Consider the following 24726-nt stretch of genomic DNA (forward strand, 5'->3'; position numbering starts at 1 on the left):
GGGCGCAGAGGGCACATGTGGGGTCATGGGTGACCCGGAGCGTCCGTGACGGTCATGCTGATGAACGGACCGTAGACGGTAAGCGCTTTCTGGTCAACGCCTCGCGCAAAGCGCGCCGTCCTGAGGGGGCGCCCCGTTCTCAGGACGTCGTGGTCCGTGCCGCCGCGAGCAGTGACGCCCAGTCCGGCAGCTTCACCACGCCCCGCCCCAGTGAGGCGCCGAGCTCCGCCTCGGCCCGCTCGATGGCCCGCCACCCCGCCCACTCGACCGGCTCGGCCCCCTCGGCACGCAGCAGCCCGAGGGGATCCGCGGGCACCTCCCTGCGTACGAGCGCGGCGGCGTCCTCCAGCAGGGAGGTCACCGTCTCCTTCGCGCACGGCCGGTTGGTGCCGATGACGCCGGTGGGGCCGCGCTTGATCCAGCCGGCCACGTACTCGCCGGGGGCGACGACGCCCTCGCGCAGGACGCGCCCCGCCCGGTGCGGCACGGTGCCGCTCGCCGCGTCGAACGGCAGTCCCTCCAGCGGCACCCCGCGGTATCCTACCGACCGCAGCACCAGCCGGGCCCCGATCTCCTCGTACTGCCCGGTGCCCGTCACGCCGCCGTGTCCGTCCGGCGCCGTCCGTTCGAAGAGCACGGCGCGCACATGTCCGTCGTCGTCCGCCGTCAGTTCCACGGGGCGGAGGTAGAAGCGCAGCCGGATCCGGCGGGCGGCCCGTGTCGGGGGCCGCTCCGCCCATCCGCGCAGCACCTCCACATTGCGGCGCAGCGGTGCGGGCAGCCCACTGGGGTCCCGGTACGCCGGGTCCAGCGCCGGCTCGGCCGGGTCGACCAGAACGGCCGTGTCCGGAAGGGCACCCAGCTCGCGCAGCTCCTTGGTGGTGAAGCGGGCCTGCGAGGGCCCGCGCCGGCCCACCATGTGCACGTCCGTCACCCGGCCCGCGGTGAGCGCGTCGAGTGCCGCCTGCGGCATGTCGGTGCCGCGCAGCTCGGCCGCGCCCCGCACCAGCATCCGCGTCACGTCGACGGCCACATTGCCCACGCCGATCACGACCGCCGACCGCGCCCCGCGCAGGAACCCGTCGTCCACGGCGTCCGGGTGCGCGCTGTACCAGGACACGAACTCGGTCGCCGACCAGCTGCCCGGCAGATCCTCGCCGGGGATGCCCAGCCGCCGGTCGGTGGCGGCGCCCACGCAGTACACCACCGCGTGGTACAGCTCCCTCAGCCGCGTGGCAGGCACGCCGCCGGGGCCGACCGGGACGCCGCCGAGGAACCGCACCCGCTCGTGCTCCAGGACCGTACGCAGGGTGTTCTGCAGCGACTTGATCTTCTCGTGGTCCGGCGCCACGCCGTACCGCACCAGCCCGTACGGGCACGGCAGCCGGTCCAGGACGTCGACGTGCGCCTCACGGCTGAGCTGGACGAGGCTCTGGGCGGTGTAGCACCCGCTCGGCCCCGAGCCGACGACGGCGATACGCAGCACGGCGGAACTCCTTGTCCGGGGACCCGTCGGAGAGCGGAGGGAGGTCGCTGATGGCTCCAGCATCCCACCGCGTCCGCTCCGCTGACAGGGTGCCGCGCCCGGTGAACGGCACGTGTTCCGAGCGTGTTCTGTTCGTATGGAATGTGATCGTGCGGTTACGTTGCGTGTGTGCTCGAAGCGTCCTTCGTTGATCGCTCTCTTCAGCTTTCCGACCGCTGTCCGGACGACGGTGAGATGTCCGTGCGGCACACCTGGGTGGTGCGCGAGGGCGCCGCCCTCACCTCGTGGTTCGAGGTCCGGCTGACGTTCACCGACGGTGCCCGGGTGGAGGCCCTGGCCGTGCTGTCCGGGGACGGCATCCGGGTCGAGGACGTCCGCGCCGAGCCGCCCCTGTCCCTCGACGACCTCGCGGTGCTCGCCGACTGGCTGGAGACCCCGCTCTTCGAGGCCTGTGTGCCCGGCTCCGCGGGTGCCGCACCGGCCGCTGCGCGCCGGGCCCGCCCCGCCTGGCCGCCCGGCAGGGAGGGGCGCCGACTCGTCGCGCAGGAGTACCGGGCGGCCCGGGAGGAGGGTGCCGACCCGGTGCTGGCGGTGATGCGCGTGACCGGGCACAGCAGGCGGAAGTCGCTCAGGCTGATCGGCCAGGCGCGCGACGAGGGCTTCCTCGCCCCGCGCCGCGCCCGGCGCTGAGTCGCCCGCGCCCGTCACCGGCACGGAACGCCGGTTACAGCATCGCGCGCATCCGGGAGATCTCGCTGGTCTGCTGGGCGACCACGTCGTCGGCCATCTCCTCGATCCGCACGTTGTTGCCCTGCGACTTCACGTCCGCGGCCATGGTGATCGCGCCTTCGTGATGAGTGATCATCAGCGTGAGGAAGAGCTGGTCGAACGCCTTGCCCTTCGCCGCGCGGAGCTTGTCGAGCTGTGCCTCGGTCGCCATCCCCGGCATCGCGGCGTGGTCGTGCCCGCCGCCCGTCTCCTTCTTGCCGTGGGTCTTCAGCCAGCCCCGCATCGCCTCGATCTCCGGTCCCTGCGCGGCGGCGATCCGTTCGGCGAGCTTCTTGACCTTGCCGGACTCGGCCTGCCCCGGCACGAGTTCGGTCATGTCCAGTGCCTGGGCGTGGTGCTGGATCATCATGCGCGCGTAGGACACGTCCGCCGAGTTGGGGGAGTCGTCGTCGGCGCGCTGCTTCCCGGCGTCCTCGGCGGACAGCGTCCGGTTGCCCTCGCCCGGCTTGCCCGGAGCGATCACCGAGGGCCCGGCCGCGGACGCCGAACCGGTGTCCGGGCCGGAGTCGCAGGCGCCGAGCCCGAGCACGGCCAGCGCGGTCAGCGAGGCGGTGACGAGTGACGCGCGGGCCGACACGCGGGTCGGCGCGGGGCGAAGGGACACAACGACCTCCTGGGGCAGGGGGGATGCGGGACACCTCGTGAGTGTCATGACCGTCCTAGCACGCTTCCGTGCGTCAGTGATCAAAAAACTTCATTGCGTGTTTGTTGCCCCCTGTTGGTATGAGCATGGCGAAGACGATACTGCGTGATGCGTGAACCGTTCCGACGGGAACGGGCGTAGGGAGGAAACAGTGATCCTGTTCAACGACCCACGAACGCGGCGCAGACGCCTGGGGGTTGCGGCAGCCGCCGCAGGACTCCTGTCCGCGTTGCTGACGGCCGGTCCGGCTGTGGCGACCCCCGACCCGGGAGACGGCCCGGCGACGTCGAAGGAGGTGTCCGGGAGTGCGCGCGCCGAGGTCCGCGAGGCCATCGAGAGCGGTGGGATACCTGGCCAGGACGAGATAGTCCACTCCGACAACATCGAGCACCTGGCCAACATCCCCAAGGACGTGCTGCCCGGCACCAACTCGGACCTGGCCTTCCAGGGCCGGTACGCCTTCGCCGGCAACTACGACGGCTTCCGCATCTTCGACATCAGCAATCCGAAGAAGCCGAAGACGGTCGCCCAGGTGCTCTGTCCCGGCTCGCAGAACGACATCTCCGTCTCCGGCGACCTGCTGTTCCTGTCGACCGACTCCTCGCGCAGCGACAGCAGTTGCAACAGCACCACGCAGCCGGCGACCGAGAAGTCCTCCTGGGAGGGCATGAAGGTCTTCGACATCAGCGACAAGCGGAACCCGAAGTACGTGGCGGCCGTCGAGACCGCCTGCGGTTCCCACACCCACACGCTGGTGCCCGAGCGCAAGAACGTCTACATCTACGTCTCCTCGTACTCGCCGAACGCCGCGTACCCGGACTGCCGGCCGCCGCACGACGGGATCTCGGTCATCAAGGTGCCCCGCAAGGCCCCCGAGCAGGCGGCCGTCGTGGGCTTCCCGGTGCTGTTCCCCGGTGAGGGCCCGGACGGCGGCGGCAACCCGGGCGGTCCCACCAACCCGGGTGTCTCCAAGACCACCGGCTGCCACGACATCACGGTCCTGCCGTCGAAGGACCTCGCCGCGGGCGCCTGCATGGGTGACGGCATCCTGTTCTCCATCAAGGACCCGGAGCGCCCGAAGGTCATCGACCGGGTGCAGGACAACGTCAACTTCGCGTTCTGGCACTCGGCGACCTTCAACCAGGACACGAACAAGGTCGTCTTCACCGACGAGCTGGGTGGCGGCAGTGCCGCCACCTGCAACGCGGAGATCGGCCCGAACCGCGGCGCCGACGGCATCTACGACATCGTCGGCCGGGGCGAGAACCGCGAGCTGGTCTTCCGCAGCTACTTCAAGATCCCCCGCCACCAGGCGGACACCGAGAACTGCGTGGCCCACAACGGCTCGCTGATCCCGGTCGAGGGACGGGACATCATGGTCCAGGCCTGGTACCAGGGTGGCGTCTCGGTCTGGGAGTTCACCGACTCGAAGCGTCCGAAGGAGATCGCCTACTTCGAGCGTGGCCCGCTGAGCACGGAGACCATCTCCACCGGCGGTTCGTGGTCGGCGTACTACTACAACGGCTACATCTACTCGAACGACATGGCCAAGGGCTTCGACGTCCTCAAGCTCAGCGACCGGCGCACCGACCCGGCCAAGCGGGTCCACCTGCGTGAGCTCAACACGCAGACGCAGCCGGACTACTTCGACTGAGCCGGCCGACCGGGCACACCGGTCGCGAAGAACCGCGACAGGTCCGTGTCGCGCGTCGTCCCGCCGGGCGCCTCGGCGTCCGGCGGGACACCCAGCTCCCAAGCGAGCCGGTAGCGCTTGAACAACTCGGCGCGCAGCACCGGCACGGGCATCGGCACACCCGGCACCAGGGCGGCGAACACGGCACCCATCAGCAGCGCGCGCAGCATCGGGTAGTCCCGGTCGACGTCCTGCGAGCCGTGCCGGGCCACCGTGTCCCGCAACAGCTCCGCCAGCCGCCGCTGCTCCGGGCACGGCACGAAGCCCACCTCGGCCTGGAGCAGGCCCGCCATGTGCTGGCGCATGAGCACCGGCCGGTCCCGGGCCAGGCCCAGGATCGCGTCGATGGCCCGCGCCATCCGCTCCGGCCCCTCCTCGGTGCGCGGCTCGCGCTCCAGCGCCTCCTCCAGCGTGCGGTGCATCAGCCGGTGCACGGCGGACTGCACGAGCTGCCGCTTGCCGGGGAAGTAGTACGAGACCAGACCGCGCGCCGAGCCGGCCCGGTCGGTGATGTCCCCCAGCGTGGTCGCCTCGTACCCGTGCTCACCCACCAGCTCCACCGCGGCCTGCAGAAGCCGCTCCTTCGAACGCCTCCGCAACTCTTCATTGACCGAGGCGCTGCGCGGGGACATCCTGTACTCCTGCGTTGACTGGCTGGCAGCCAACTATACTCAGCGCAGGCCGACGGGCCCCAGGGGCCCGGTCCGGCCACCGTCTGTCTTGGGCGACACGGGGGATCGTCCAAGACGGACGGTCACTCCAGCTGGTTGCCTCGGGCTACGTGAGTCACCGTGCATCGGCGCGAGTCCCGCGCCGGTGGACCAGCACCGCGAGGGCCACGACCAGGGCGCCCAGGAGCCAGCCGCCGAGGACGTCGGTGGCCCAGTGGACGCCGAGCCACACACGGGTCACCCCGACGCCGGCCACGGACACCGCGGCCACGGTCAGCGCGGCCAGGTACGGGGCGCGGGCGACGCCGTAGTGGTGGAGCAGCCACACCAGCAGCCCGCACACGAACGTGGCCGTCATGGCATGCCCGGACGGGAAGGCGGCGTAGTGCGCGGAATCCACGGGGTCGGGCCAGACGGGGCGGGGCCGGTCCACTGCCGCCTTCAGCGCCTGCTGGGCCAGGCTGCCCAGCACGCAGATCGTCCCGAGCCACACGGCCGTCCACCGGTCTCGCAACCGCCACCACAGCCACGCCACCACCGCCGCACACAGCAGGCGCATCGTCCACGTGTCCCACACCCAGTCGGTGAGGATCCGCATGACCTGTGTGACGCCCGGCTCGTCGACCGCCCAGCGGTGCGTCGTGCCGGCGATGTCGTCGTCCAGGCCGGTCAACGGGCGCCACTCGACGGCGACCAGGGCGAGCAGCAGGGCGGAGCACACGGCCAGCACCCAGGTCAGGCGGAGGACGGTGCGGGGGCGCGGAGGAGCGGGCGGGGATTCGACGGACGGCGTCTGCATGCTGCGATACTCGCCGAAGCGGAGGGCTCGGGGCCAGTTTCCCGCGACGGAAGGCCGGCCGGGCGCTACGCCAGCGCCCGCAATCCGGGTACGAACGCCACCAGCACCGGCACCACCGGGACCAGCGCAGCCGCTGCCGTCAGCCGCAACCGCCTCGCGGCCGGCAGCCGGTTCGGCGGGGTGAGCAGCCGGTGCACCCGCTGGGGGACATGGGCCTGCGCGGTGGGGCACGGGCCGAAGACACCGCGGTCCTCGTTGAGTTCGACCAGGGCCAGGGCGGTCGTCAGCCGGCCGAAGCGACGGGAGGCCACGTCGTCGGCGGCGAGTTCGACCAGGCGGTGCATCTCGTCGCGGAACGTGGCGAACACCGGCACCTGCGGAAATCCGTCCGCCAGCGCGGCCGAGCAGTGCAGCAGCCAGTCGTGCCGCGCCTGGGCGTGGCCCTGCTCGTGGGCGAGGACCGCGTCCAGCTGCCGGCCCTTGAGACGGCGCAACGCGGCGGTGGTGACGACCAGCTGCGGGGGAGTGCCGGGCAGCCACCAGGCGTCGGGCCGCTCGCCCTCCAGGACGACGAGCCGGTCCGATCCGGGTACCTCACCGGGCAACACCGGAGCACGCAGCAGGAGTTCGGCCCGGCGCCGCCGACGCCGGGTGCGGGCCCTTACGACCTCCCGGGCCAGCATCGCGACACTCCACAGCCCGCCGCAGGCCAGCGTGAGGGCGGTCGTGTCCGCCCACGGCCCGGACGTGCCGAGCGCGTAGGCCTCGACCACCGGGCGCGGCGCCGGCGCGAAGACATGTCCGCCCACCGCGTGCCAGGCCGCCGCCGCACTGAGCGTCATCGACAGCGCGCAGCACACGAGCACGGCCGCCACCACGCACTGCCACACCCACAGGGCGACCACCGGTTCGCGGTCCGGCCAGTCGGCCCGGGCGAGCAGCCGAGGGCCGAGGACGGCGGTGAGGGTGCCGAGCAGCAACAGTGCCGCGGGGAGAATCATGGAGGCAGCCTATGAGCGCCACGCCGTCGGCAGCAGGGCCCCGCCGCGCAAAGTGACGCAAGCAACGGTTGCGCACGGGGCGAGAAGGGCGCCGGGCACCGCCCCCGGTGATCACATGGTGAGCAGCATGGCCAGCATCGCGATCCCCATGGAGAGCCGGCAGGCCCGCGCCAGCTCGGGCCGGTCGCCCCACCCCGTCGCCGGGCCGTCGGCGGCCACGGCGACGACCGGTATCAGGCGCACACCGGTCAGCAGGACGTAACCGGTGAAGTAGAGCAGCAGCGCCCCGGTCAGCACCGGAACTCCGGAGCTGCCGTGCCCGTGGGCGTGCGCGGGCGAGCCCGCCATCACCGCCGCCATGTAGACCATCGCGGCGGTCCCGACGAGGTGGTGCAGATGGTGCCGGCCGGTCCGGGCCGCCCACAGGGCGCGCAGCCCGACGGCACCGAAGAGCACCGCGTAGGCGGGCCAGGCCCACGCCGGTGGGGTGAACACCGCCGCGGGCACGGCCATGGCGGCCATGCCGAAACCCATGAGGGCCTCGCCGCCCGCGGCGCGGCGCTGCTCCTCGACGCTGCTGCGCATCCGCAGCAGGCAGTAGGCGCCGGTCGCCGCGCAGAGCGCGACCAGCAGCCACCCGGACGACACCGGTCCGTGCACACGCGCCTCCCCCGCTCGGCGTTCGACGGTCGGTCAAGGACTGCCCGGGCTTCGCGGCGCGCACGCGAGCGCAAGGGTGTACACGGGGGGTATTCGGGGGAGCACGGTCGGTCGCGCCTGGTGAGCGCCGCGACCGAGCTCACAGGGAGTCAGTCTTTTACTGGTAAAACATCTGCTAAACTAATCCCCATGAGCAGTGCGACCCCCACCCCCGGCACCTCACTCGGCCGACGTCTGTCCCTGGCAGGCGTGCTGCGCCTGCGCCGTCCCTCCGAGATCTGGTTCAAGCCGGCCCTGAGTTCGGTCGCCGCCGTCGCCCCGCCCAACCTGATCCTGCTGGCACTGGGCCGGCTCGACCTGGCGATGTACACCATGGCCGGATCCCTGTGCGCCCTCTACGCGCACAACCGCCCCTACGCCGCCCGCGCCCGCACCCTGGCGTGGGTGGTCCTCGGCATGCTCGGCGGCGTGGCCGTCGCCCTGGTCACCGCCTCGTTCACGCGGAACGCCGTCGTACTCGTCACCGTCGGCGCCCTGCTCGCCGCCGTCCAGAAGGCACTGTGCGACGCCACCCGCGTCGGCCCGCCGGGCAACGTGGTCCTGACCTTCATCAGCTCCGCCTGCCTGTTCGTCCCGGGGACCCTCGGGCAGGTCCCCGGCCACCTGGCACTGGGCGCCGCCGCGGGCGCCTGGGCCTGGCTCGTCGGCATGGCCCCCGCGCTCCTGCGGCCGCACGGCCCGGAACGCCGGGCCACCGCCCAGGCGCTGAACGCCGCCGCCGCGTACGCCGACACCCGCGGCACCGGCGACGGCCACGTCCCCGCCCGTGCCGCCGGGTACGCCGCCGTGCAGGCCGCCTGGCAGACGCTGCTGTCCGTCCCGGTGACCGGCGCCCGCACCACCACCCGGCACGCCCTGGAACGCCTCGTGGTCCGCGCCGAGGTCGCGCTCGCCGCGCCCGCCGACACGGACCCGGAGCGGCTGCGCACCTGGGCCCGTGCCCTGCGCGGCACCGGCCGGATCCCGCGCACCGGCGACGCCCCGGGAGCCGACGAGGAGCTCCTCGGCGTGGACGCCGAACTCGCCGCCCGCCCCGCGCCCCTGTGGCAGCGGCTCGGCCCGCTCACCCCGATCGCCGTGCGCACCGCCCTCGGCTGCGCGCTGGCGGGCTACGCGTCCCTCGCCCTGGGCATCGGCCGCCCCTACTGGGCGCTGGTCACCGCCGCCGCGCTGTACCAGGCCAACATGGCCCTGACCTGGAGCCGCGCCGTCCAGCGCGTCGTCGGCAACGTCGCCGGGGTGCTGCTGTTCGCCGCCATCGCCCCGCTCGCCCACCTCGGGCAGGTCCTCCTCGTCCTGTTCTGCCTCGCCCTCAACTTCGGCGCCGAGGCGCTCATCACCCGCAACTACTGGCTCGGCTCCGTCTGCGTCACCCCCATGGCGCTCCTCGTCACCGAGTTCGCCGGCTACCAGGAACCCGGGCAGCTGATCACCGAGCGGGTGGTGGACACCCTCGTCGGCGCCCTGGTCGGCTTCCTGGCCGCCGTCGTCGTCACCAACCGGCGCGCCGGGGACCGCGTCGAACAGGCGGTGGCCACCGCCGACCGCGCCCGCGAACGCGCCGCCCGCCTCCTGGCGGAGCCCGCCCCGGCCCCCGGCGCCCTGGAGGCCGCCCGTCGGGGCCTGGCCGCCGCGCTGACCGACCTGCGGGCCACCGTCGACGGAGCGGCCGGCGAGTGGTGGGGGCGCGCCCTGCCCCAGGAGAGGGTCGTGCTCGCCGAGCAGTCCGGACACCGTACGCTCGCCGCAACGGTGCGACGCCAGGCAGTGCGTCAGGACCGGGACACGGGCACGAGGACGGAGGACGTACGGCCATGACCGCAACCGACGGGGGCTCGGCGACCGGGGGCGAAGCGAGAGGGGGACCGGGCGGGGACACCGTCGCCGCGGTCGTGCGGCAGTGGCGGGCCGTCCACCCCGACCTCGACACCGGCCCGATGGAGATCATCGGCCGCATCAACCGCTGCGCCGCCCTCCTCCAGCAGGCCGAGGACGCCCCGCTGCGCCGGGCGGGGCTCAGCCGCGCCGAGTTCGACCTGCTGGGCGCGCTGCGCCGCACCGGACACGAGCTGACCCCCGGCGACCTGGCGCGCGAGACCTTCTCGTCCGGCGCCGCCGTCACCAAGCGCCTCAAGCAGCTCAGCGAGCGCGGCCTGGTGGAGCGGCGCGGCGACACCCGCGACCGACGGGTCGCCCATGTCCGCCTCACGGACGCCGGTCGCGACCTCGTCGACGGCATCCTGCCCGAACAGCTCGCCTACGAGTCCGCCGTCCTGTCCGGCGTCGAGCCCTCCGAACAGGGGGAGCTCGCCGCGCTCCTCGGCGAACTGCTGGGCCAGCTGGAGGGCCGCCTGGACGCGCTGCGGATCTGAGACGGCCTCCGGGGCGGTCCGGTGCCGGGCGGCTCAGCGCTCGTAGTCCGACCGGTACACGCCGAACATCGCTCCCTGCGGGTCGCGCAGCACCGCGATGCGTGGTCCGTCGGGAGGTGAGGTGGGCTCCATGAGCACGGTGCCACCGCCGTCGGTCGTGTCGACCGCGGCGGTGTCCACGTCCGCCACCGCGAAGTACGGCAGCCAGTGCGCGGGCACCTCGTGCGGGAACTTGTCGTCCATCGTCACCATGCCGCCGAAGTCGGCCCCGTCGATCCCCCACTGGGGGTAGTGCTCCGAGGCGGTGACGCTCCAGCCGAAGACCGTGGTGTAGAAGTCGGCGGCCCGTTCCGGATCCCGCGTCAGCAGCTCCACCCAGCCCAGCGAGCCGGGCGCGTTGAACAGCCCGGCGCCCGGGAACGAGCGTTGCTGCCACAGCTGGAACACGGCCCCGGTCGGGTCGGCGGCCACCACGAAGCGGCCCGCGGCGAAGACGTCCGTGGCGCCCTGGAGCACCGCCCCGCCGGCCGCCGTCACCTGCCGTACGGCGGCGTCCGCGTCGCGCACGGCGAACGACACGTTCCACGCGACCGGCTGGTCCTGCTGGTACAGCGGCGACAGGGCGGCGACGGCCGCGTCGCCGAGGCGGGCGATCGTGTAGCCGCCGGCCTCCCGCCGCGGGTCCGTCTCGGGACGCCAGCCGAACAGCTTCGTGTAGAACCGCTTGGCCGCTTCCAGGTCGCTGGTCCCCAGCTCGGTCCAGCAGGGGCCGCCGGGCACCGGTTCGTGGAGCTTCATCGCGTGGGGCGTCCTTCCGTCGGGCCGCGGCCGTCCGTCCCCCTCCAGCACGCTAAGGCCGGGTCCGGAGCGGGGCCATTCGGCAGGTACCGCCCCGCAGGCTCAGATTCCGGGCCGGTACCGCAGCGGGTGGTCCGCGGGCACCTCCACCAGCACGATCTGCGTGCCGTCCGGGTCCGCGATCCACATCTCCACCAGCCCCCACGGCTCCTTGACCGGAGGCCGGACGATCTCCACGCCCTTCGCGCTCAGCTCGTCGTGGGCCGCCGCCGCGTCCTCGACCTGGAGCCACAGCTTGAGCGCGGGGCTCAGGGGCGCCTCCGACCGGCCGGAGAGCTCCAGGAAACCTCCGCCGAGGAAGTAGACGGTGCCCCGCTCGGGTCCGGTGCCGAACTCCCGGTGGACGGCGAGCCCGAGCTGCTCGCCGTAGAAGGCGCGGGAACGGTCCGGGTCGCTGGGGCGGAGCAGGGTCCGGCTGCTGAGTACGTGCACCATGCGTCCGGAGCCTATACGTGCACCATGCGTCGGGAGCCCAACCGCAGCGTTACCCTCATCGATGCCGTCCGCGCCCGAGAAACACGAACCGGAGACGCCCCGTATGGACACCACCGCCCGCGCCCTGACGTACCGCGACGCCACCGACGCCGACGTGGACGCGCTCGTCGCGCTCATAGAGTCCGCGTACCGGGGCGATTCCAGCCGTGCCGGGTGGACCACCGAGGCGGACATCCTCCAGGGGCAGCGCACGGATCCGCAGGGCGTCCTGGACGTCGTCAAGTCGCCGGACAGCCGCCTGCTCGCCGTCGAGCGGGACGGCGCGCTCGTGGCCTGCTGCCAGCTCGAGCACCGCGGTGCGCACGCCTACTTCGGGATGTTCGCCGTCAGCCCGGCGCTCCAGGGCGAGGGCCTCGGCAAGACGATCATCGCGGAGGCGGAGCGGCGGGCCCGTGAGGCGTGGGGCGTGGCGGAGATGCACATGACCGTGATCTCCGTCCGCGAGGACCTCATCGCCTGGTACGAGCGCCGCGGATACCGCCGTACGGGAGAGATGACCCCCTTCCCGTACGGCGACGAGCGCTTCGGCATCCCGCAGCGCGACGACCTGCAGTTCGAGCTGCTGGTCAAGCCGCTGGCCTGATTCCCGGGCCGTGGACCCGAGGCTCAGGCGGTGAAGCGGCCGGTGCGTTTGATCTCCGGGTAGTCGGTCGTCGCGCCGTCGAGGCCCAGGGCGCGCACCAGCCGCAGATGGTCCTGGGTGTTCACCGTCCAGGAGAAGACCCTGAGGCCCGCCTTGCGGGCCCGCTCCACGATCTCCAGCGTGATCCGGTTGATGTCCAGGCACAGGGCCCCGGCGCCGGCCTCGACGGCGCGGTCCACGACCTCGGGGCCGTAGTACTGCGCGACCAGGGCGGTCCGCACCCCCGGCACCAGCCGGGCGATCTCGACGACGGCCTCGTCGTGGAACGAGATCACCTCCACCCGGTCCACCAGGTCCCGGCGGTGCATGACCCCGGCGAGCGTCCGTGCGGCCGCCGCGTCCTTGATCTCGGCCTGCAACGGCAGCGACACGGCGTCCAGCACCTCCTCGAAGACCGGGATCCGCTCCCCGCGGCCGGCGTCCAGCGCGCGCAGCTCCTCGAGGGTCTTGTCGGCGATCGCGCCCGTGCCGTCCGTGGTGCGGTCCACGTCCGCGTCGTGCATGACGACGAGCGCGCCGTCCTTGCTCAGGTGCAGGTCCAGTTCGACGACGTCGAGGCCGGCCTGCTCGGCGGCGACGAAGGAACGCAGGGTGTTCTCGGGTTCGACACCCATCACTCCGCGGTGACCGATGGTGAGGAAGTTCAAGGCTCGACTCGCTTCCGTCGACGGCGGCGATGGCAGGGCGGCAGCCTAACGGCCCTGCGGGACCGTTTCCCCTCTGCCGCGCCCGGTATACGGACTCCGGCATCCGGCAGGAAAAAATGCGGTGAAGGGCAGGGTGGGGCAGGATAATTTACGGGGGCTCCCCTTGCTGGGAGAAACCTCGTATGCATACGGTGTCCTGACGCGAGCTTCTCCCGTGGAGGATGGGACATGACGGAAATTCTTGTGCAGGTGGGTGTGGAGGAGAACATTCCTCCGGCGAGCAGGGTGGTGGAGCACCCGGCGTGGCCCGTGCTCAAGGATGCCGTGGAGCGCATCCGGCCCTGGCAGTCCAAGGACGGGTCGATCGACTTCGACGCCGAGGGCGCCCCGGAGCGCGCCGTCGCCGAGGACGCCGTACGCCGTGTCACCGGCGCCGTCGAGGAGCTGTCCCCGCTGCTCCCGCACGACCGCGCCTACAACGAGGCCCTGGTGAAGGACCTCGGCCGCTGGGCCGACGGCGGCTTCCAGGTGCCCGACTTCCTCGACTCGCTGCTGGCCTTCCAGCCCGCCGCGAACCGCGCGGACGGCCTCCAGCACCTGGTCGTCTTCCCGATGTACACGCAGAACGGCAACCCGGACCGCAACCTCGAGGCGGTCGTGCTGCGCATGGTCTGGCCCGACTGGCTGGCCGAACTGGAGCGCACCCGCTACGACAACCCGCTGTTCTGCGGCATCACCTTCGAGGACTTCACGTCCGGCTACGACACCAACTCGGCCGTCCTCTTCCCGGAGACCATCGCCGTGCGCGAGGCGCCCGAGCGCTTCTCCTGGGGCGGCATCTTCTGCGACCGCGAGGCCGCGCGCTTCCGCCGGGTCACCGACGCCGCCGTCGGCATCCTGGGCCTGGAGCTGCCCGAGGACGTCGCCGCCATGGTCCACGACCAGAAGCGGTGCGAGGAGGCCTTCGTCCTGTGGGACATGGTCCACGACCGCACCCACAGCCACGGCGACCTGCCCTTCGACCCGTTCATGATCAAGCAGCGCCAGCCGTTCTGGATGTACGGCCTGGAGGAGCTGCGCTGCGACCTGACCGCCTTCAAGGAGGCCGTCAAGCTGGAGGCGGACGGCGTCCCGCAGGCCCGTGACGTGCAGTACGCGGTGCTCTTCGACCGCATGTTCCGCTTCCCGGTCACCGGCGAGCGCGTGCGCAACTACGACGGGCTCGGCGGTCAGCTCCTCTTCGCCTACCTGCACAAGCACGACGTCGTACGCTGGACCGACAACAAGCTCTTCATCGACTGGCAGCGCGCCCCGCAGGTCACCAACCAGCTCTGCGCCGAGATCGAGACGCTCTACCGCGACGGCATCGACCGTCCCAAGCTCGTCCACTGGTTCGCCGGCTACGAGCTGGTGTCCACCTACCTCGCCCCGCACCCGGGCTCGAAGTGGGCCAAGGGCCCCGACGCCCTGGACCTGACCCTGCCGCCGCGCAAACTCGTCGATGACGTGCTTCCGGACGAGTTTCCGCTGAGCATGTTCTACGAGGCCCTGTCCAAGAAGCTGAAGAACGTGATCGCCTCCACCAAGGGCATCACGGCGGACGGCGCCGACCGGGCCGCCGCGTGAGCGACGGCACCGGTACGCACGAACACGCACGGCAGACACAGGCTCGGCAAGCAGAGGCTCGGGAGGCGAGGACCATGGGGAACGGGGCGCTCGACGGCGCGGTGATCGCGGTGGCCGGAGCGGGCGGACCCGCCGGACGGGCCGCGCTGCTGCGGCTCGCCGAGGCGGGGGCGACGGTCGTCGGCTCGGACAACGACCCGGAGCGGCTGGCGGAGGCCGTCGACGCGGCGCGCTACGCGCACGGCGGCGCGACGGTCACCGGGGAGACGGTCGACCTGCTCGACCTGGACTCGACCCGGGCATGGGCCGACCGCACCGAGAAGGAGTTCGGCCGCATCGACGGTCTGGTCCACCTCGTCGGCGGCTGGCGCGGCAGCCAGAACTTCACCAAGACCGACCTCGGCGACTGGGACCTGCTGGAGAAGCTGCTCATCCGCACCGTGCAGCACACCTCCCTCGCCTTCCACGAGGCACTGCAGCGCAGCGACCGCGGCCGCTACGTCCTGATCAGCGCCGCCGGCGCGAGCAACCCCACCGCGGGCAACGCCGCCTATTCGGCCGCCAAGGCCGCCGCCGAGGCGTGGACGCTGGCCATGGCGGACTACTTCCGCAAGGCGGGGGGCGAGCAGGGGCCGACGTCGGCGGCTGCGATCCTGGTGGTCAAGGCGTTGGTGCACGACGCGATGCGCGCCGAGCGCCCCAACGCGAAGTTCGCGGGCTTCACGGACGTGCGTGACCTCGCCGAGGCCGTCGCCGGCGTCTGGGACAAGCCCGCCGCGGAAGTGAACGGAAACCGTCTGTGGCTGACCGAGAAGCCGTGAACCCCCCGAAGACCGACGCGCGTCGCCATCACGACCCCGAGGTCCGCGGTTTCGCCAGTGACAACTACGCCGGCGCGCACCCCGAGGTGCTCGCCGCCCTGGCCCTGGCCAACGGCGGGCACCAGGTCGCGTACGGCGAGGACGAGTACACCGAGAACCTCCAGCGCGTGATCCGCAGCCACTTCGGCGCGGGCGCCGAGGCCTTCCCGGTGTTCAACGGCACCGGCGCCAACGTCGTCGCGCTCCAGGCGGTCACCGACCGCTGGGGCGCGGTGATCTGCGCCGAGAGCGCGCACATCAACGTCGACGAGGGCGGCGCCCCCGAGCGCATGGGCGGCCTGAAGCTGCTCACCGTGCCCACCCCGGACGGCAAGCTCACGCCCGAGCTGATCGACCGGCAGGCGTACGGCTGGGACGACGAGCACCGCGCGATGCCGCAGGTCGTCTCGATCACCCAGAGCACCGAGCTGGGCACGCTCTACACGCCCGACGAGATCCGCGCCATCTGCGAGCACGCCCACGCGCACGGCATGAAGGTGCACCTGGACGGCTCCCGGATAGCCAACGCCGCCGCCTCCCTGGACGTCCCGATGCGGACGTTCACCAACGCGGTCGGCGTCGACCTACTCTCGCTCGGCGGCACCAAGAACGGCGCCCTGTTCGGCGAGGCGGTCGTGGTGCTCAACCAGGACGCCGTGCGCCACATGAAGCACCTGCGCAAGCTGTCCATGCAGCTCGCCTCCAAGATGCGCTTCGTGTCGGTGCAGCTGGAGGCGCTGCTCGCCAAGGACCTGTGGCTGCGCAACGCCCGGCACTCCAACGAGATGGCCCAGCGCCTGGCCGAGGGCGTGCGCGCCGTGCACGGCGTGGAGATCCTCTACCCGGTGCAGGCCAACGCGGTCTTCGCCCGCCTGCCGCACGACGTGAGCGAGCGTCTGCAGAAGCGGTTCCGTTTCTACTTCTGGGACGAGGCCGCGGGCGACGTCCGCTGGATGTGTGCCTTCGACACCACGGAGGACGACGTCGACGCGTTCGTGGCAGCCCTGAAGGAGGAGACGGCGCGCTGACGGGAGACTCCCCGGACTATGCATAGGTATGCGGTCACCTGAAAAGTCATTGACTGAAGGGTGATCGCGTTCCTATGCTCTGCGGGCATGGAGCTGATCCAGAAGAACCAGGACCTGTCCGCCTACCTGGCCGCTGACGAGGTCATCGACCACGACCATCCGCGCGTACGGGAGGTGGCCGGTCGGCTCGCCAAGGAGGCGGCGGACTCGTATGCCTATGCGCAGCTGGCCTTCGAGTTCGTGCGCGACACCATCCCGCACTCGCAGGACTCCGGTGACCCGCGTGTCACCTGGCGGGCCTCCGACGTCCTGGAGCAGCGCACCGGCATCTGCTACGCCAAGGCCCACGCGCTCACCGCGCTGCTGCGGGCGGAGGACATCCCGACGGCGCTGTGCTACCAGCGGTTCGACGTGGTGCACGGGCTGGTCGCCGTACGGTTCAACGGTGCCTGGCACCGGCAGGACCCGCGCGGCAACAAGCCCGGCGTGAACGCGCAGTTCTCCCTGGAGCGGGAACAGCTGGCCTTCACGCCGGACCACGAGGCGGGCGAGGAGGACTACCCGGAGCTGTACGCCGCACCGCATCCGGTGGTGCTGGACACCCTGAAGGCGGCCACCGACCGCGCTCACCTGTGGGCGACCCTCCCGCCCGCGCTGCTGCCGTAGGAGCCCGCGCTGCGGCCGTGGGCGAAGGAGCAGGACCCGGCCGGGGTCAGCGCGCCTCGGCCGTGCGCAGCTGCTCCGGCGTCGGGGCCGTCCCGCCGAGGTGGGCCGGCATCCACCAGGTGTCGTCCGCGCCCTTGGGGCGCACCGGATAGGCGCGCTGCGCTGCCTCCAGCAGCTCCTGCACGCGCTCGCGCAGCCGACGGGTGAGGGCGCCCGCGTACTGCTCGCGCGAGGCCTCCATCGCCTCGCCGACCCGGATCGTGATCGGGGTGTGGCTGCGCTTGAAGTTGCGCGGGTGGCCCTTGGTCCACAGCCGCTGCGTACCCCACAGCGCCATCGGGATCAACGGGACGCCCGCCTCCTGCGCCAGGCGCGCGGCGCCCGACTTGAAGCTCTTCAGCGTGAACGACTCGGAGATCGTGGCCTCCGGGAAGACGCCGACGATCTCGCCGGACCTCAGCGAGTCCAGGGCGTGCGCGTACGCCGCCTCGCCCTGCTTGCGGTCCACCGGGATGTGCTTCATGTTCCGCATCAGGGGACCGGAGACCCGGTGCCGGAAGACCGATTCCTTCGCCATGAAGCGCACCAGCCGCTTCTGGGGCAGTGCCGCCAGGCCGTCGAAGATGAAGTCCAGGTAGCTGATGTGGTTGCTCACCAGCACGGCGCCGCCCGAGCGCGGGATGTTCTCCGAACCCTGGCAGTCGATCTTGAGGTCCCACACCTTGAACAGGGTGCGGGCGAGACCGATGGCCGGGCGGTAGGCGAGTTCTGCCATGGGCGGGTCGGACCCTTCCTTGTCAGCCTGGGAAGGGGACTCCCAGTCGAAAGTTACGCAGCCGTAGGTTTACGGCCTGTCGCAGATCGTGCCCCAAGAACGGCCCGTGTACCAGCCTTGGTGCCCGCCCGTGGCGAGATCCTCATCACGTCAGCCGCCCGCGCGTGGCCGAAAAGCGACCGTGGGCGGGAATCTCCGCCGCCCCACGGGCGCTGCACCGTACGACGACCGGACCGGTGGCGCGCGCGAAGCGTGCCCGGGAGTGCTGCGGTGGCGGCGGAACGGAGGCGCGCGGGTGCGCGGGCAGGGCGACGGCAGGCGACTCGATGCAACCGGCCCGCCGCTCGGCGCGGCGGACCTGGGCGCGGCCCTCGGAGAACGCGCGACGCTCGTGCAGTTCTCCACCGCCTTCTGCGCCCCCTGCCGGGCCACCCGGCAGGTCCTCGGCGAGGTCGCCGGAATGGTCCCCGGCGTCACCCACGTCGAGATCGACGCCGAGGACCACCTGGAGCTGGTGCGCGCGCTCGACGTGCTCAAGACCCCCACCGTGCTGGTCCTGGACGCCCGCGGCCACGTCGTACGACGGGCCGTCGGCCGGCCGCGCAAGGCGGATGTCATCGCCGCGCTGGGTGAGGCGATGTGACCACCACCACGTCGGTCGTGAGGCGTTCTCCACAGCTCTCACATCCCGGGACGTATTTGACTGGGCACGCCACCCCTCGTCAGCCTGCCCGTACGGCCGTCCTCCCCGACCCCGGAGTGCGGCGCAACGCAGAAGGACACCCCGCATGACGGCCACACCCGACCTCGCCGCGCCCCGGCTCGCCACCGCCGACCTGCTGCGCTCCGTCTTCCGGCGGCACGCGGCGGGGGTGGCCGTGATCACCGCGCGTGGAGCGGCGGGTCCGGCCGGTTTCACGGCCACGTCCCTGACGTCCGTCTCCACCGAGCCGCCGCTGCTCTCCTTCGGTATCGGCACCGGGTCCTCCAGCTGGCCCGCGGTGTCCGCGGCCGAGCACGTGGGTGTCCATCTGCTGGGTGAGCACCAGCAGGACCTGGCGACCACCTTCGCCCGCAGCGGCGCCGACCGCTTCGGCGCGCCCACCGCCTGGCGGGAGGGGCCGGAGGGTGTGCCCGTGCTGGACGGCGTGCTCGCGTGGCTGGTGTGCCGGGTGGCCGGCCGGGTTCCCGCCGGGGACCACCGCATCGTGCTGGCGGAAGTACTCCTCGGCGATTCCGCGGGCGCGGGCAGCCCGCTGCTGTACCACCAGGGGCGGTACAACGGGCTGCGCGACTGATTCTCCCGCGGCGCCCCTCGGGTGCTTCTGCGGAGCGGTCGAGTTCCGGTTACGCTGCGTTGCGAAGGTCACAGTTCAAAGCGCTTGCTTAGCGGGAAAGAACTGGATGTACTGACGAGTAATATTCCGGGCGGAGCGCAGGTCGCCCCGACCGGGATCGGCCGCTTGGGGCGCCTATGCTGCCTGCAAGAGGCAGCACTGAAATGTCGACGCAGTAGGAGAGCCGGCGTGAGCTTGAGGATCGTTGTCACTGTGAAGTACGTGCCCGACGCCACTGGCGACCGGCACTTCGCCGATGACCTGACCGTCGACCGGGACGACGTGGACGGTCTGCTCTCCGAGCTGGACGAGTACGCGGTCGAGCAGGCGCTGCAGATCTCGGAGAACTCGGACGACGACGTGGAGATCACCGTCCTGACGGTGGGTCCCGAGGACGCGAAGGACGCGCTGCGCAAGGCGCTGTCCATGGGCGCGGACAAGGCGATCCACGTGGAGGACGACGACCTGCACGGCACGGACGCCATCGGCACCTCCCTGGTCCTGGCCAAGGCCGTCGAGAAGGCCGGCTACGACCTGGTGATCTCCGGCATGGCCTCCACCGACGGCACCATGGGCGTCGTCCCCGCGCTGCTCGCGGAGCGCCTGGGCGTGCCGCAGGTGACGCTGCTGTCCGAGGTCTCGGTCGCGGACGGCGCCGTGAAGGGCCGCCGCGACGGCGACTCGGCCACGGAGCAGCTGGAGGCGTCGCTGCCGGCGGTCGTGTCGGTCACCGACCAGTCGGGCGAGGCGCGTTACCCGTCCTTCAAGGGCATCATGGCGGCCAAGAAGAAGCCGGTGGAGTCCTGGGACCTGTCCGACCTCGACATCGACGAGGACGAGGTCGGCCTGGAGAACGCCTACACGGTCGTCGAGTCGGCGGCGGAGCGCCCGGCGCGCACCGCGGGCACGATCGTCAAGGACGAGGGCGAGGGCGGCAAGCAGCTCGCCGAGTTCCTCGCGGGCCAGAAGTTCATCTGAGCCCCGGATTCGCAGACCGCCCCTCACATCTCGCAAGCAGGAGAGAAGAAGTCCCATGGCTGAAGTTCTCGTCTACGTCGACCACGTGGACGGTGCCGTCCGCAAGCCCACCCTGGAACTGCTGACGCTCGCCCGCCGCATCGGCGAGCCGGTCGCCGTGGCGCTGGGCAACGGCGCCGGTGACACCGCCGCAGCCCTCGCCGAGCACGGCGCGGTCAAGGTCCTCACCCACGAGGCCGCCGAGTACGCCGACTACCTGGTCGTACCGAAGGTGGACGCCCTCCAGGCCGCCGTCGAGGCCGTCTCCCCGGCCGCCGTGCTGGTCCCCTCCTCCGCCGAGGGCAAGGAGATCGCCGCCCGTCTCGCGCTGCGCATCGGCTCCGGCATCATCACCGACGCCGTCGACCTGGAGGCCGGCGACGAGGGCCCGGTGGCCACCCAGTCGGTGTTCGCCGCCGCCTTCACCACCAAGTCCCGTGTCTCCAAGGGCACTCCGGTCATCACGGTCAAGCCGAACAGCGCCGCCGTCGAGGCCGCCCCGGCCGCCGGTGCGGTCGAGGCCCTGTCGGTGTCCTTCTCGGCCGCCGCGACCGGCACCAAGGTCACCGCGCGCACGCCGCGCGAGTCGACCGGCCGTCCGGAGCTGACCGAGGCCGCGATCGTGGTCTCCGGTGGCCGTGGCGTCAACGGCGCGGAGAACTTCGCGATCATCGAGGCCCTCGCCGACTCGCTCGGTGCGGCCGTCGGTGCCTCGCGCGCCGCGGTGGACGCCGGCTGGTACCCGCACACCAACCAGGTCGGCCAGACCGGCAAGTCCGTCTCGCCCCAGCTGTACATCGCCTCCGGCATCTCGGGCGCGATCCAGCACCGCGCCGGTATGCAGACCTCGAAGACGATCGTGGCGATCAACAAGGACGCCGAGGCCCCGATCTTCGACCTCGTCGACTACGGCGTCGTCGGCGACCTCTTCGACGTCGTCCCGCAGCTGACCGAGGAAGTGAAGTCCCGCAAGGGCTGAGCTCCCGCGTCGGAAGTACCGACCGAGGCCCCCGCGACCGTCCGTGGTCGCGGGGGCCTCGGCGTCTGCGCAGGATGGTGTTGACCGGCGGCGGACCGACAGATAACTTCGCTCTACGGATTATTGATTCCGTTCAGCGGAAAAGTGGAAATCAGGAGGGTGTGGGATGGGTCAGCAGGAGAAGGTGGCCACGAGCCTCGCGGGCGCCGTCGGCGAGGAGATCAGTGCCTCCCTCGCACCGGTCGACGCGGAGCTGGAGCGCCGCTACCCCGGAGACCCGGGCACCCGCCAGCCCGTCCACACCGTCTACGTGCCCGGTGACGCCTTCGCCGCCGACACGATCCGTTCCTGGGGCGACCGGGCGCTCGCCGCCCTCGACGAGCACGCGCCCGACGCCGCGTCCTTCGCCGCCGTCCTCGGCCTCACGGACGACCTCGCCGAGCCCGTGTACACCCGCGTACGCGCCAAGCTGGAGCGCGAACCGATCGAAGACCTCCGCGTCGACTTCGAGGACGGCTACGGCAACCGCTCCGACGCCGAGGAGGACGAGGCCGCCGCCCGCGCCGCCCGGCTGATCGCCGAGGCGTACGAGCAGGGCACGGCGGCCCCGTACATGGGCATCCGCATGAAGTGCATGGAGGCCCAGGTGCGCGACCGGGGCATCCGCACCCTCGACGTCTTCCTCAGCGGCCTGATGGAGGCCGGCGGTCTGCCCGAGGGGCTGGTCCTCACGCTGCCGAAGGTGACGTACCCCGAGCAGGTCACCGCCATGGTGCGCCTGCTGGAGGCGTTCGAGAAGGCCCGCGGCCTGGAGCCCGGCCGGATCGGCTTCGAGATCCAGATCGAGACCAGCCAGTCCATCCTCGCCGCCGACGGCACCGCCGCCGTCGCCCGCATGATCCAGGCCGCCGAGGGCCGCGCCACCGGTCTGCACTACGGCACCTTCGACTACAGCGCCTGCCTCGGCGTCTCCGCCGCCTACCAGGCCAGCGACCACCCGGCCGCCGACCACGCCAAGGCGGTCATGCAGGTCGCCGCCGCGGGCACCGGCGTACGCGTCTCGGACGGCTCCACCAACGTCCTGCCGGTCGGCCCCACCGAGCAGGTCCACGACGCCTGGCGCCTGCACTACGGCCTCACCCGCCGCGCGCTGTCCCGTGCCTACTACCAGGGCTGGGACATGCACCCCGGCCACATCCCGACCCGGTACGCGGCCGTCTTCGCCTTCTACCGCGAGGGCTTCGAGCAGGCCGCCGCCCGCCTCGCCCGCTACGTGAGCCGCACCGGCGGCGACGTCATGGACGAGCCCGCCACCGCGAAGGCCCTCAGCGGCTATCTGCTGCGCGGCCTGGACTGCGGCGCCCTCGACATCGCCGAGGTCGCCCGGCTGACCGGCCTGACCCGCGTCGACCTGGAGGGCTTCTCGTCGCCGCGGCGGGGTGACCTCACGGCATCGGCGCAGTAGGCGGCGGGGCCTGGGGGAGCGGCTCGTCCGTCCGGCCGGAGCGCACGTACGGCTCCAGGCCGGACGCCGTCACCCGCTTCTCCTCGACGAACAGCCGCGTGCCCCGGGCGCACAGCAGGCGGTCGCCCCGCGCCCGTGCGCAGAACTCCTCGGGCGTCACCCCGAACAGCGCGCGCAGCGCGGCCGACCCGTGCAGCAGCTCGGTGAGCAGCGGGCGCTGTTCGCCCGGGTGCCGGCGGGGCGCCCCCGTGCCGTCGTGCAGGACGCCGTGGCGGTTGACGTAGGCGTACGCGCCGCGCAGTACCGTGCCGTCGGCCGTCTCGACGCGCACGTCGGGCGCGGGGAGCCAGGCGCGGTCGAAGTTGCCGGCCGCCATCGGCACGCCCTCGCTCGCGTCGATCACGGCGAGCTGCTCGGCGTCGAGCCACAGCACGAACAGCTCCCGTACGACGCCAGGGGCGCGCACCGGCGAGGCGGACACGTAGCCCATGCGGCTCACATGGGCGGAGACCCCGATGTCGACGCCGGTGACCCGGGCCTTGACCATCGGGATCGGTGAGTCGATCCCGAACTCGGCCATCTTGTGCCGCAGCTGGCCCGGGCTCGCGTTGGAGCCGATCGCGAGCACCGGGACCCGGTCGGCGCCGTCCTCGTACGTCAGCCGGTCCAGCGGCAGCAGCCGGTCCCCGTCGAGCAGCCCGGACTCCCGGGGCCAGGCACCCGGATAGAGCAACGGATACTCACGCGGCGCCTCGGCCAGCCCGAGCGCCCGAAGGGTCCGGTCCTGGCTGTGCGGCTCCGGCACGGTGTCCCTCCAGGGGCGGGTTCAGTGGCAGCTCGTTGCGGGTCGCGGCGCGTGTCGGCTGTGCGGTGGCGGTGGGTTGGTGCGGCGGCTTCGGTCGGTGACCCCGCTCAGTCCGCCGGCGGCAGCTCGCCCGAGCCCCGGGTGATCAGCCTGGTCGGCAGTTCGATACGGTCGGGCGAGAGCAGGGTGCCGTCCAGCTGCCGGAAGAGCCGCTCGGCGGCGGTGCGGCCGAGGGCCGCCGCGTCCTGCGCGACCACGGTGACGCCCGGCTGGAGCAGGTCGGCGAGTTCGATGTCGTCGAAGCCGACCAGGGCGACGGCGCGGGAGTGCTCGGCGAGCACGCGGATCACGGTGACCGTCACCCGGTTGTTGCCCGTGAAGATCGCGGTGACCGGATGCGGATCGGCGAGCATCTCCTCGGCCGCCCGACGCACCCGCACGGGGTCGGTGACGCCCAGGGACATCCAGGAGTCCTTCACCGGTATGCCGGCGTCCTCCATGGCCGCCCGGTAGCCGCGCAGCCGCTCGGCGGCGGTGTGGATGCGGGGCATGTCACCGATGAAGCCGATCCTGCGGTGGCCGTGCGCGATGAGGTGCGCCACGCCGTCGCGGGCGCCGCCGAAGTTGTCGGACAGCACCACGTCCGCGTCGATCCGTCCCGCCGGACGGTCCACGAACACTGTGGCGACGCCCGCCTTGAGCTCCGGCTCCAGGTACCGGTGGTCGTCCCCGGCGGGGATCACCACCAGCCCGTCCACACGCCGCGCGCACAACGCCAGCACCAACTCCTGCTCGCGGTCCGGGTCCTCGGCGCTGGACCCGTTGATCAGCAGGGCGCCGTGCGCGCGGGCCACCTCCTCCACGGCACGGCTGAGCGGCCCGTAGAAGGGGTCGGCCAGGTCCTCCAGGACCAGCCCGACGCTGGCGGTACGGCCCTTGCGGAGGACGCGCGCGCTGTCGTTGCGGCGGAAGCCGAGCGCGTCGATGGCCTCCTGGACGCGGCGCTCGGTCTCCGGGGTCACGCCCGGCTCGCCGTTGACCACCCGGGAGACGGTCTTGAGGCCCACCCCGGCGCGGGCCGCGACGTCCTTCATGGTCGGGCGATTGCCGTAACGGTTCCCGGGGAGGCGGTCTGCGCGGCGGGGCGTGTCGGGCACGGTGCGGTGTCCTGTCCTGTCGTCCACGGGATTGCGTCGGCTCCTGTCGTCCACGGGGATGCGTGGGTGATGCGCTTGTATGAGGATGTGGCGTCGAGCATAGAGCCTGGACAACGTTGTCAGATGCAGGGGACACTGTTCGTCGCACTCTCCGGCCCTCGTCCCCACCGTGGGGCCGGTCCACTGTGCGTTCT

26 protein-coding genes are annotated in these 24726 nt (G+C 72.1%); 14 read left to right on the forward strand and 12 right to left on the reverse strand.

Annotated features, from left to right (window positions below; genetic code table 11):
- Positions 1 to 139: 139 nt before the first annotated feature.
- Positions 140 to 1486 (reverse strand): FAD-dependent oxidoreductase, encoded by a 1347-nt coding sequence (locus ACIGO6_RS23565; protein WP_399879165.1) that lies wholly within the window; start codon positions 1484 to 1486, stop codon positions 140 to 142.
- Between the two features lie 234 nt (positions 1487 to 1720).
- On the opposite strand from ACIGO6_RS23565, the gene ACIGO6_RS23570 reads away from it, so the two are divergent.
- Entirely contained in the window at positions 1721 to 2176 is a 456-nt protein-coding gene (locus tag ACIGO6_RS23570) for a DUF6214 family protein (RefSeq protein WP_399879167.1), read from the forward strand.
- Between the two features lie 34 nt (positions 2177 to 2210).
- Here the strand turns inward: ACIGO6_RS23570 and ACIGO6_RS23575 are convergent, their stop codons facing one another.
- Entirely contained in the window at positions 2211 to 2879 is a 669-nt protein-coding gene (locus ACIGO6_RS23575; protein WP_399879169.1) for a DUF305 domain-containing protein, read from the reverse strand.
- Positions 2880 to 3069: 190 nt separating this feature from the next.
- Here ACIGO6_RS23575 and ACIGO6_RS23580 point away from each other — a divergent pair, with 190 nt between their 5' ends.
- On the forward strand, positions 3070 to 4572 hold the full coding sequence (locus tag ACIGO6_RS23580) for an LVIVD repeat-containing protein (RefSeq protein ID WP_399879171.1): 1503 nt from the start codon (positions 3070 to 3072) through the stop codon (positions 4570 to 4572).
- On the opposite strand, the gene ACIGO6_RS23585 is transcribed toward ACIGO6_RS23580, so the two are convergent.
- From ACIGO6_RS23585 to ACIGO6_RS23600, 4 genes are all read right to left on the reverse strand, one after another.
- Positions 4560 to 5243 (reverse strand): TetR/AcrR family transcriptional regulator, encoded by a 684-nt coding sequence (locus tag ACIGO6_RS23585; RefSeq protein WP_399879173.1) that lies wholly within the window; start codon positions 5241 to 5243, stop codon positions 4560 to 4562. The genes ACIGO6_RS23580 and ACIGO6_RS23585 overlap by 13 nt on opposite strands.
- Before the next feature lie 154 nt (positions 5244 to 5397).
- Entirely contained in the window at positions 5398 to 6081 is a 684-nt protein-coding gene (locus ACIGO6_RS23590) for a phosphatase PAP2 family protein (RefSeq protein WP_399879174.1), read from the reverse strand.
- Between the two features lie 65 nt (positions 6082 to 6146).
- The gene (locus ACIGO6_RS23595; protein WP_399879176.1) at positions 6147 to 7082 is read right to left on the reverse strand and encodes a M56 family metallopeptidase; all 936 of its coding nucleotides are present in this window, start codon (positions 7080 to 7082) and stop codon (positions 6147 to 6149) included.
- A gap of 111 nt (positions 7083 to 7193) precedes the next feature.
- Positions 7194 to 7742 carry a DUF5134 domain-containing protein gene (locus ACIGO6_RS23600; protein ID WP_399879177.1) on the reverse strand — a complete coding sequence of 183 codons (549 nt, stop codon included), beginning with the start codon at positions 7740 to 7742 and terminating at the stop codon, positions 7194 to 7196.
- Positions 7743 to 7931: 189 nt separating this feature from the next.
- Here ACIGO6_RS23600 and ACIGO6_RS23605 point away from each other — a divergent pair, with 189 nt between their 5' ends.
- Both ACIGO6_RS23605 and ACIGO6_RS23610 read left to right on the forward strand, forming a co-directional pair.
- On the forward strand, positions 7932 to 9620 hold the full coding sequence (locus tag ACIGO6_RS23605; protein WP_399879179.1) for an FUSC family protein: 1689 nt from the start codon (positions 7932 to 7934) through the stop codon (positions 9618 to 9620).
- A complete protein-coding gene (locus ACIGO6_RS23610) occupies positions 9617 to 10174 on the forward strand; it encodes a MarR family winged helix-turn-helix transcriptional regulator (RefSeq protein WP_399879181.1) in 558 nt (185 codons plus the stop codon). Before ACIGO6_RS23605 ends, ACIGO6_RS23610 begins: the two co-directional genes overlap by 4 nt.
- A 33-nt stretch (positions 10175 to 10207) precedes the next feature.
- Here ACIGO6_RS23610 and ACIGO6_RS23615 read toward each other — a convergent pair whose 3' ends face one another.
- On the reverse strand, positions 10208 to 10972 hold the full coding sequence (locus tag ACIGO6_RS23615; protein WP_399879183.1) for a VOC family protein: 765 nt from the start codon (positions 10970 to 10972) through the stop codon (positions 10208 to 10210).
- A 102-nt stretch (positions 10973 to 11074) separates the two neighbouring features.
- On the reverse strand, positions 11075 to 11467 hold the full coding sequence (locus ACIGO6_RS23620) for a VOC family protein (RefSeq protein ID WP_399879185.1): 393 nt from the start codon (positions 11465 to 11467) through the stop codon (positions 11075 to 11077).
- A 103-nt stretch (positions 11468 to 11570) separates the two neighbouring features.
- Between ACIGO6_RS23620 and ACIGO6_RS23625 the strand changes: the two genes are divergently transcribed.
- Positions 11571 to 12110 carry a GNAT family N-acetyltransferase gene (locus ACIGO6_RS23625; RefSeq protein WP_399879186.1) on the forward strand — a complete coding sequence of 180 codons (540 nt, stop codon included), beginning with the start codon at positions 11571 to 11573 and terminating at the stop codon, positions 12108 to 12110.
- Positions 12111 to 12133: 23 nt separating this feature from the next.
- Here the strand turns inward: ACIGO6_RS23625 and ACIGO6_RS23630 are convergent, their stop codons facing one another.
- Positions 12134 to 12817 carry a glycerophosphodiester phosphodiesterase gene (locus ACIGO6_RS23630; RefSeq protein ID WP_399879188.1) on the reverse strand — a complete coding sequence of 228 codons (684 nt, stop codon included), beginning with the start codon at positions 12815 to 12817 and terminating at the stop codon, positions 12134 to 12136.
- A gap of 228 nt (positions 12818 to 13045) precedes the next feature.
- Between ACIGO6_RS23630 and ACIGO6_RS23635 the strand changes: the two genes are divergently transcribed.
- The 4 genes from ACIGO6_RS23635 to ACIGO6_RS23650 all read left to right on the forward strand — a co-directional run bounded on the left by ACIGO6_RS23635 (position 13046) and on the right by ACIGO6_RS23650 (position 16997).
- On the forward strand, positions 13046 to 14443 hold the full coding sequence (locus ACIGO6_RS23635) for a DUF6421 family protein (protein WP_399879190.1): 1398 nt from the start codon (positions 13046 to 13048) through the stop codon (positions 14441 to 14443).
- A 74-nt stretch (positions 14444 to 14517) separates the two neighbouring features.
- Positions 14518 to 15264 (forward strand): SDR family NAD(P)-dependent oxidoreductase, encoded by a 747-nt coding sequence (locus ACIGO6_RS23640; protein WP_399879192.1) that lies wholly within the window; start codon positions 14518 to 14520, stop codon positions 15262 to 15264.
- Positions 15261 to 16331 (forward strand): threonine aldolase family protein, encoded by a 1071-nt coding sequence (locus ACIGO6_RS23645; RefSeq protein ID WP_399879194.1) that lies wholly within the window; start codon positions 15261 to 15263, stop codon positions 16329 to 16331. The genes ACIGO6_RS23640 and ACIGO6_RS23645 overlap by 4 nt, the downstream gene beginning before the upstream one ends.
- 87 nt (positions 16332 to 16418) lie before the next feature.
- Positions 16419 to 16997: a transglutaminase family protein gene (locus tag ACIGO6_RS23650; protein WP_399879195.1), complete on the forward strand. Its 579-nt coding sequence runs from the start codon at positions 16419 to 16421 to the stop codon at positions 16995 to 16997.
- Positions 16998 to 17043: 46 nt separating this feature from the next.
- On the opposite strand, the gene ACIGO6_RS23655 is transcribed toward ACIGO6_RS23650, so the two are convergent.
- A complete protein-coding gene (locus ACIGO6_RS23655; RefSeq protein WP_399879197.1) occupies positions 17044 to 17772 on the reverse strand; it encodes a lysophospholipid acyltransferase family protein in 729 nt (242 codons plus the stop codon).
- Positions 17773 to 18034: 262 nt separating this feature from the next.
- On the opposite strand from ACIGO6_RS23655, the gene ACIGO6_RS23660 reads away from it, so the two are divergent.
- The 5 genes from ACIGO6_RS23660 to ACIGO6_RS23680 all read left to right on the forward strand — a co-directional run bounded on the left by ACIGO6_RS23660 (position 18035) and on the right by ACIGO6_RS23680 (position 22570).
- Positions 18035 to 18415 (forward strand): TlpA family protein disulfide reductase, encoded by a 381-nt coding sequence (locus tag ACIGO6_RS23660; RefSeq protein ID WP_399879199.1) that lies wholly within the window; start codon positions 18035 to 18037, stop codon positions 18413 to 18415.
- A gap of 145 nt (positions 18416 to 18560) precedes the next feature.
- A complete protein-coding gene (locus ACIGO6_RS23665; protein ID WP_399879201.1) occupies positions 18561 to 19070 on the forward strand; it encodes a flavin reductase family protein in 510 nt (169 codons plus the stop codon).
- Between the two features lie 228 nt (positions 19071 to 19298).
- The gene (locus tag ACIGO6_RS23670; protein WP_399879202.1) at positions 19299 to 20087 is read left to right on the forward strand and encodes an electron transfer flavoprotein subunit beta/FixA family protein; all 789 of its coding nucleotides are present in this window, start codon (positions 19299 to 19301) and stop codon (positions 20085 to 20087) included.
- Positions 20088 to 20142: 55 nt separating this feature from the next.
- Positions 20143 to 21105 carry an electron transfer flavoprotein subunit alpha/FixB family protein gene (locus ACIGO6_RS23675; protein ID WP_399879204.1) on the forward strand — a complete coding sequence of 321 codons (963 nt, stop codon included), beginning with the start codon at positions 20143 to 20145 and terminating at the stop codon, positions 21103 to 21105.
- A gap of 166 nt (positions 21106 to 21271) precedes the next feature.
- Positions 21272 to 22570, forward strand: coding sequence for a DUF6986 family protein (locus ACIGO6_RS23680; RefSeq protein ID WP_399879206.1), 1299 nt, complete (start codon positions 21272 to 21274; stop codon positions 22568 to 22570).
- Here the strand turns inward: ACIGO6_RS23680 and ACIGO6_RS23685 are convergent.
- Positions 22551 to 23375 (reverse strand): hypothetical protein, encoded by an 825-nt coding sequence (locus ACIGO6_RS23685; RefSeq protein ID WP_399879207.1) that lies wholly within the window; start codon positions 23373 to 23375, stop codon positions 22551 to 22553. The genes ACIGO6_RS23680 and ACIGO6_RS23685 overlap by 20 nt on opposite strands.
- A 107-nt stretch (positions 23376 to 23482) precedes the next feature.
- The gene (locus ACIGO6_RS23690; RefSeq protein WP_399879208.1) at positions 23483 to 24559 is read right to left on the reverse strand and encodes a LacI family DNA-binding transcriptional regulator; all 1077 of its coding nucleotides are present in this window, start codon (positions 24557 to 24559) and stop codon (positions 23483 to 23485) included.
- Positions 24560 to 24726: the final 167 nt, after the last annotated feature.

The sequence above is a fragment of the Streptomyces sp. NPDC053750 genome (assembly GCF_044544295.1).
Lineage (GTDB): Bacteria > Actinomycetota > Actinomycetes > Streptomycetales > Streptomycetaceae > Streptomyces.

What these genes read in the sequence shown, in the direction of transcription:
- ACIGO6_RS23610 (WP_399879181.1), top strand. Translation starts at nt 9,617, where the DNA reads ATGACCGCAACCGACGGGGGCTCGGCGACCGGGGGCGAAGCGAGAGGG.
- ACIGO6_RS23620 (WP_399879185.1), bottom strand. Translation starts at nt 11,467, where the DNA reads ATGGTGCACGTACTCAGCAGCCGGACCCTGCTCCGCCCCAGCGACCCG.
- ACIGO6_RS23605 (WP_399879179.1), top strand. Translation starts at nt 7,932, where the DNA reads ATGAGCAGTGCGACCCCCACCCCCGGCACCTCACTCGGCCGACGTCTG.
- ACIGO6_RS23650 (WP_399879195.1), top strand. Translation starts at nt 16,419, where the DNA reads ATGGAGCTGATCCAGAAGAACCAGGACCTGTCCGCCTACCTGGCCGCT.
- ACIGO6_RS23675 (WP_399879204.1), top strand. Translation starts at nt 20,143, where the DNA reads ATGGCTGAAGTTCTCGTCTACGTCGACCACGTGGACGGTGCCGTCCGC.
- ACIGO6_RS23570 (WP_399879167.1), top strand. Translation starts at nt 1,721, where the DNA reads ATGTCCGTGCGGCACACCTGGGTGGTGCGCGAGGGCGCCGCCCTCACC.
- ACIGO6_RS23680 (WP_399879206.1), top strand. Translation starts at nt 21,272, where the DNA reads ATGGGTCAGCAGGAGAAGGTGGCCACGAGCCTCGCGGGCGCCGTCGGC.
- ACIGO6_RS23615 (WP_399879183.1), bottom strand. Translation starts at nt 10,972, where the DNA reads ATGAAGCTCCACGAACCGGTGCCCGGCGGCCCCTGCTGGACCGAGCTG.
- ACIGO6_RS23640 (WP_399879192.1), top strand. Translation starts at nt 14,518, where the DNA reads ATGGGGAACGGGGCGCTCGACGGCGCGGTGATCGCGGTGGCCGGAGCG.
- ACIGO6_RS23585 (WP_399879173.1), bottom strand. Translation starts at nt 5,243, where the DNA reads ATGTCCCCGCGCAGCGCCTCGGTCAATGAAGAGTTGCGGAGGCGTTCG.
- ACIGO6_RS23625 (WP_399879186.1), top strand. Translation starts at nt 11,571, where the DNA reads ATGGACACCACCGCCCGCGCCCTGACGTACCGCGACGCCACCGACGCC.
- ACIGO6_RS23655 (WP_399879197.1), bottom strand. Translation starts at nt 17,772, where the DNA reads ATGGCAGAACTCGCCTACCGCCCGGCCATCGGTCTCGCCCGCACCCTG.
- ACIGO6_RS23665 (WP_399879201.1), top strand. Translation starts at nt 18,561, where the DNA reads ATGACGGCCACACCCGACCTCGCCGCGCCCCGGCTCGCCACCGCCGAC.
- ACIGO6_RS23590 (WP_399879174.1), bottom strand. Translation starts at nt 6,081, where the DNA reads ATGCAGACGCCGTCCGTCGAATCCCCGCCCGCTCCTCCGCGCCCCCGC.
- ACIGO6_RS23595 (WP_399879176.1), bottom strand. Translation starts at nt 7,082, where the DNA reads ATGATTCTCCCCGCGGCACTGTTGCTGCTCGGCACCCTCACCGCCGTC.
- ACIGO6_RS23635 (WP_399879190.1), top strand. Translation starts at nt 13,046, where the DNA reads ATGACGGAAATTCTTGTGCAGGTGGGTGTGGAGGAGAACATTCCTCCG.